Annotated in this window: 4 protein-coding genes; 1 reads left to right on the forward strand and 3 read right to left on the reverse strand. The window is 43.8% G+C overall.

Annotated elements, in window-relative coordinates:
- Window positions 1–20: 20 nt before the first annotated feature.
- Window positions 21–815, reverse strand: coding sequence for a radical SAM protein (locus DCCM_RS07245; RefSeq protein WP_104371757.1), 795 nt, complete (start codon window positions 813–815; stop codon window positions 21–23).
- A gap of 264 nt (window positions 816–1079) precedes the next feature.
- Between DCCM_RS07245 and DCCM_RS07250 the strand changes: the two genes are divergently transcribed.
- On the forward strand, window positions 1080–3344 hold the full coding sequence (locus DCCM_RS07250; RefSeq protein ID WP_373855402.1) for a tetratricopeptide repeat protein: 2265 nt from the start codon (window positions 1080–1082) through the stop codon (window positions 3342–3344).
- A 7-nt stretch (window positions 3345–3351) separates the two neighbouring features.
- Here DCCM_RS07250 and DCCM_RS07255 read toward each other — a convergent pair whose 3' ends face one another.
- Together DCCM_RS07255 and DCCM_RS07260 are read right to left on the reverse strand one after the other, a co-directional pair.
- Entirely contained in the window at window positions 3352–4347 is a 996-nt protein-coding gene (locus DCCM_RS07255) for a D-alanine--D-alanine ligase family protein (RefSeq protein ID WP_104371759.1), read from the reverse strand.
- A gap of 5 nt (window positions 4348–4352) precedes the next feature.
- On the reverse strand, window positions 4353–4991 hold the full coding sequence (locus DCCM_RS07260; RefSeq protein WP_128739110.1) for an HAD family hydrolase: 639 nt from the start codon (window positions 4989–4991) through the stop codon (window positions 4353–4355).
- Window positions 4992–5036: the final 45 nt, after the last annotated feature.

Below are 5036 nucleotides of genomic sequence, written 5' to 3' on the forward strand. Positions count from 1 at the left end.
CAGGATAATTTGTAATTATGTTATGTCCACTCGCTCAGCTGCCGTTTGCTGGTCTGCCATACATGATGATATGTTTGACGTTCAATTGCGCAATAGCGGCAAAATGGAATCGGCATGCAGAGAAAGGATAAAATTTGCTCCGCAGTTACATCCTCAAATATGTCGATTCCATCGTTTGGAGAAAGGCACAAATTCATCGAAAAATACCGATTGAAGTGCTCTATATTCGGTGCCACGGTACATGGATACAAGCGGCCATGCTTTAGCATGATACATCTGTTGGCCATATCACATTTTCGATGTTGTTCAACTGCAGTGTTGCTTCCGGATATATCCAGTGGTAAATGCCACGAAGTTTTGATCGGCTCCGGGTTATTGTAGAAGAGGCGAACCCCATGTTCTTCGCACAGCAGTTCAATTTTGCGGTAATCAAAGCCTATCGGATATTTTGTAACGACAATATTAACTGCATTTTCACAGCATGACTGCCAGAATAGACGGTTCTGGTCAGGCAGCAAAATACCATTCGTGTATAACTCAATATTAGCCGAGGGAAACCCTCGGCGTGCAATGCTGAACATATCTGCCACCCGGGGGTTAAGCAGCGGCTCTCCTCCCAAAAGTCGAATGTAGGATGCGCACTCATTAAATAGATAGGAAAGCCGTTCGATGTCCCGCATAAATTGTTCCGGCGTCAGATAGCTTTCCTCTGCCAGGGGAGAAAAATGATCGCACATCTGGCAGTTCAGGTTGCAGTGATCGGCCAAATGCACCTCAAACTGTATTGTGTCGTGCCTTTGTTTGTCTATATACATCAATTGCACATCCTATTTCATCAATTTTAGGGGGAATCCATCATTAAAAACACAGACCTGTTCAGCTTCCAATTTGTTGATAGGGAGGATGAGCGAAAACAGTTAAAACAATTTTTATCCGCAGAGAATCAGAATACGAGCATCCTCTGGCTAAACGGAGACAGCGGAGCCGGAAAAACATATTTTATTCAGAAAAACATCATTGAGATCTGCGGAAGTGACTTTCGCATTGTAAACGTCGAGCGGGTTGCGGATGAATCTGAATTGTCCTATGCCAGTCGCTTTATCAAGTTGCTCAGCGAAAAATCTGACCGAAAGTTTTTTGACTTTGTCAGGGAAAATTACACTTCCATATTTGACGTCTCGGAAAAAGCCTATTCCTCAATAAAATCCATTTTTACCATTGAGGATTTTGGACTGTTTGACCTGTTTCTGGATATTACGAAAAAATTTGTTGATAAGAAGAATGAACGGCACAGCCTGACGCGAATCATTGAACGCTATCTGGAAACTTATATCAGAAATGAAAAACTGCTTGTAGTCTTTGATAACTTCACCCTTTGCGACAAGCAATCCCTTGATATTCTGCAGCCTGTCCTAAAGAAATACTGCAATGATGCCAATAAGCGTTTTATTTTGGTGACAACAGCAGAATTGTTAAGCAGCAGGGAGGATATTCTGCTTTTAGTATCGGAAAAGCTGGATGTCGAGAGAATTTCCATAAAGGCGTTCGCCAACAGTAAGTTCTTTATCGAAATACTAAGTGAAATTTATGATTTGGATCTGTGTGACTTTCATGATATACGTACATTATTTGAAATTTGCGAAGGGTATCCCCAGCGCTTGAAATCCTTTTTGATTAACCTGTATTCCCAAGAGGGAATTGACCTGTGCCGAAGCAATAAGGCCATCCTGTTGCAGGACAAATTTAAAGAACACTTGCTCAAGAAGCTGATAAATTTTGATTATAATTCGCTTAAGGCAGTGGAAAAATATCTGGTACAGATTATTGCCGCATGGGGCTCCCCCATAGACATACAGACATTAAATCTATTTATTGCTCATGTCACTGAAATTGACCCGCTGTACCTGCAGTTTTCTATTGAAGTGATCTCTCAAACCGTACTGGAGTTGGAAAACCGGAATATCATTGAGCGAAGGTATGACACCGGCAGATGCGTAATTCAGTTCCGGCATGATTCTATTTATCTGGCAATGTCCGCGCTGTTGAAGGAACAAAGCATTCAGGTATATTTTCTACATTATAACATGTACTATTTTCTCATGAAAAATCCTCAGGTTGTGCCGGAGCGTGAGCATCAGTCCCTATCTGCCTTTCATGCCCATTTAGGGAACTGTGATGGATGGGAAGAGGTGAATCTATCCTATGGCAAAAGGCTGCATAAGTCCCAACAGTACGCTCAGGCCCAAAAGGTCTTTGACCGCCTAGGTAATGAGATACACCGTATGTCGGCTCAGTATATGCTCATGATTGCTGAAAACTGTTATCACAGCGGCAATTATCAAAAGGCAAAGGAACTTGTAGACAAGATTACTGTCTCTAACCTCAACACAGGGGGGCGTTACCAATACGATATTTATTGCAGCAAGATTGCAATGATTTTGTGCGACTATGAGCGTGCTGTTGCACAGATTAGGGATGCCTTGCTACGCGAGCACAGTGAGGAACAGCGAGTGGAACTGATTCGTTTGAAGCTGGTGGCATTGTGTCTGTTTCCAAACGGCTATGAGAAGTCAAAGAAAGAGTTCGACAGTATTATGAAAGAATATGACAACACTGAAAGGGAAGCGATTATTCGGCTCATTTACAAAGATGCCGTTGATTATTACCGCGGCAGTGATGCGTTTTATTACCTAAATAAGGGTAGAGTTCTAGCAGAGCAGGCCAAAGACTGGGATGATTGGGCAAAAATCACACATAATATGGGATTTGAGCATTTTCGGTGCGGGGAATATCAAAGGGCACGAGAGTTGTTCCAAGACAGCATGATGAAGATACAGGAACTAAAGCCACATGAAGTTTCATATTGTCTTAACGATTTAGCTGTCATTGACATGGTGGAAAAGCGATATGACAACGCAGTTTCCACCCTGCGAGAGGCTTGTTTCTGGAACCAATCCTTCTATGCCGGGTTGGCTATAAAAGGAAATCTGATGCTTTGCTATCATTTTCAAGGGCAACATCGACTGGCAAAATCACTTGCCCAAGATTTATCCGATTATCTTGTGCCGCTGCCCACAGTGGATGACAAGCTTTACAAAAAGATTTATACCAATGTTGCCCTTGTTTATATGGCTACCGACCGGAGGTCGGAGGCAAAAGCGCTGTTAAAGCGTTGTATTCCCTATCTAAAGACAGAATCGTCCCTCAGCTCTGCGCGAGTATACCACCTGCTTGAGCTTTTACAGGAGCGTGTTATGCCCCAAAAGCCCGTTGATCCCAGATATGTCGATTATTACTATCGTTTACCATTCGAGCCATGGGTGGTAACCTTCGGAAATGAATAGCAGCCATCTATTGGTACCGCTTCAAGGCTGTATCAATTATGGCCTGAAGAATCTGAGAAAAGTCGGTGCCCGTTTCCCTGCAGATTAGGCCCATTTCCGATGTCCGGCTTATTACGGGATTGCCGTTTACTTCAATAAAATAAATGCCGTTGTCATTTACTCGGTAATCAATTCTTGCAAAATCTCGCATGTTGAGACAAGTAAATACTTTTTCCGAGTTGACTTTGAGCTTATCCACGATCTGATGCTCCAGCCTGCTTTGGGCCATGTACTGGGTACGCATGCGTTGCGCCTTTTCCTTCAGGCCAAAAACCAGACGGTCAAAATAAATCTGTTCCTTGTACTCGCAGAGGATTGCTTCGTTGACCCTAAAATCCTCTGGGTTGCCCACAATGAAGTTGGTCACTTCATAGCCCGGTATGTATTGTTCCACCAGGACGTCGTCAAAGGATTGGAGCAGCTTTTCTACTACTGTATACAGCTGCTCCCTGTTCTCGACGAATCCCTCCTGAGATATGCCGATGGAGGACCCCTCCCTGTTGGGTTTTACAAACATTGGATAGGGCATGTCCACGCGCTCCATATCGCTCATTTTTGTGACAAGCACACCGGGCACTGCCGTCAGTCCGTGGGCAGTTACGATTGACTTGGCAAAATGCTTATTTCCGCCAATTAACCGTGAGCATGAATCAGAGCCGATATATTTGACATTCAGCAACTCCAAAAGAATGGATGAGGTCCCCTTGCGGTTTGAATTGATACCGCCGTCGGATGCATTAAAAAAGAGCACGTTGTCTGGAAAGACTGTTTTATTTTCATAAGCCCGGATCAAATCATCTATACCGCCAAAATATTCAACTAGATAGCCCAGCTTGTGAAGATTTTCCATAATATACGCAAGACCTGCCTTGCTTGGATGATCATTATAAATGTGGCCTCCGCCAGCCTGATCAAGAAATTCCTCACGGACATTTCCAGTAAGGTATATAGTATCAATTCTCATGATCTTTAGTCCTCTCGTGTGGTAAGTATGATATCTAACAGTTCGAAAACTGATGATATACGGTAGGTGCTTTCACTTTGTATCCCCGTGCGTCCGTTCCACAGCGCAAGGGCGGAATCGGTACATGCCTGCCGGGCACATTGCACATCGTATCTCGTATCGCCCACATAGAGTATTTCAGTGGGGCTTGCGCCGGTTCGTGAGATATATGTGAGCATTGGTTCCGGATCCGGCTTATGCTTTTTAGAATCTTCCTTACAAATCACTACATCAAAGTATGGCCTCAATGGGTCAAGTAAAGAGTCCCTGACGTATTCCTCTCTCGATCTGGATGTGACGATACCCAAGCGTAGGCCGTAGTCTGACAACCGGAGGATGGCCTCGTCAATATGGGGATAGAGCTTACAGGAGGCTGCTGACCGTGCATAATGTTCCTCCCAAATCTGGTCCGCCGTCATGATATCCTGGATTCCTAACCGCCGCAACGCCGCTTCTCCGGGAATACCCAATGCGAAATACAAATCCTCCTGCCGTATTGTTGTGCCGGTCAATTGTTGAACCGTGATTTGAAGGGATGATAGTATAGCTTCATCTGTATCAACCAGAGTGCCATCCACATCAAATACAGTATGTAAATATTTCATTGTCTTCACCGAAATCCTAATGATTGATAATTACAAATTATCCTG

The organism is Desulfocucumis palustris (genome assembly GCF_002933875.1).
Classification (GTDB): Bacteria; Bacillota; Desulfotomaculia; order Desulfotomaculales; family Desulfocucumaceae; genus Desulfocucumis; species Desulfocucumis palustris.

Coding starts and splice junctions, on each gene's coding strand:
- DCCM_RS07245 (WP_104371757.1), bottom strand. CDS start 815: ATGTATATAGACAAACAAAGGCACGACACAATACAGTTTGAGGTGCAT.
- DCCM_RS07255 (WP_104371759.1), bottom strand. CDS start 4,347: ATGAGAATTGATACTATATACCTTACTGGAAATGTCCGTGAGGAATTT.
- DCCM_RS07260 (WP_128739110.1), bottom strand. CDS start 4,991: ATGAAATATTTACATACTGTATTTGATGTGGATGGCACTCTGGTTGAT.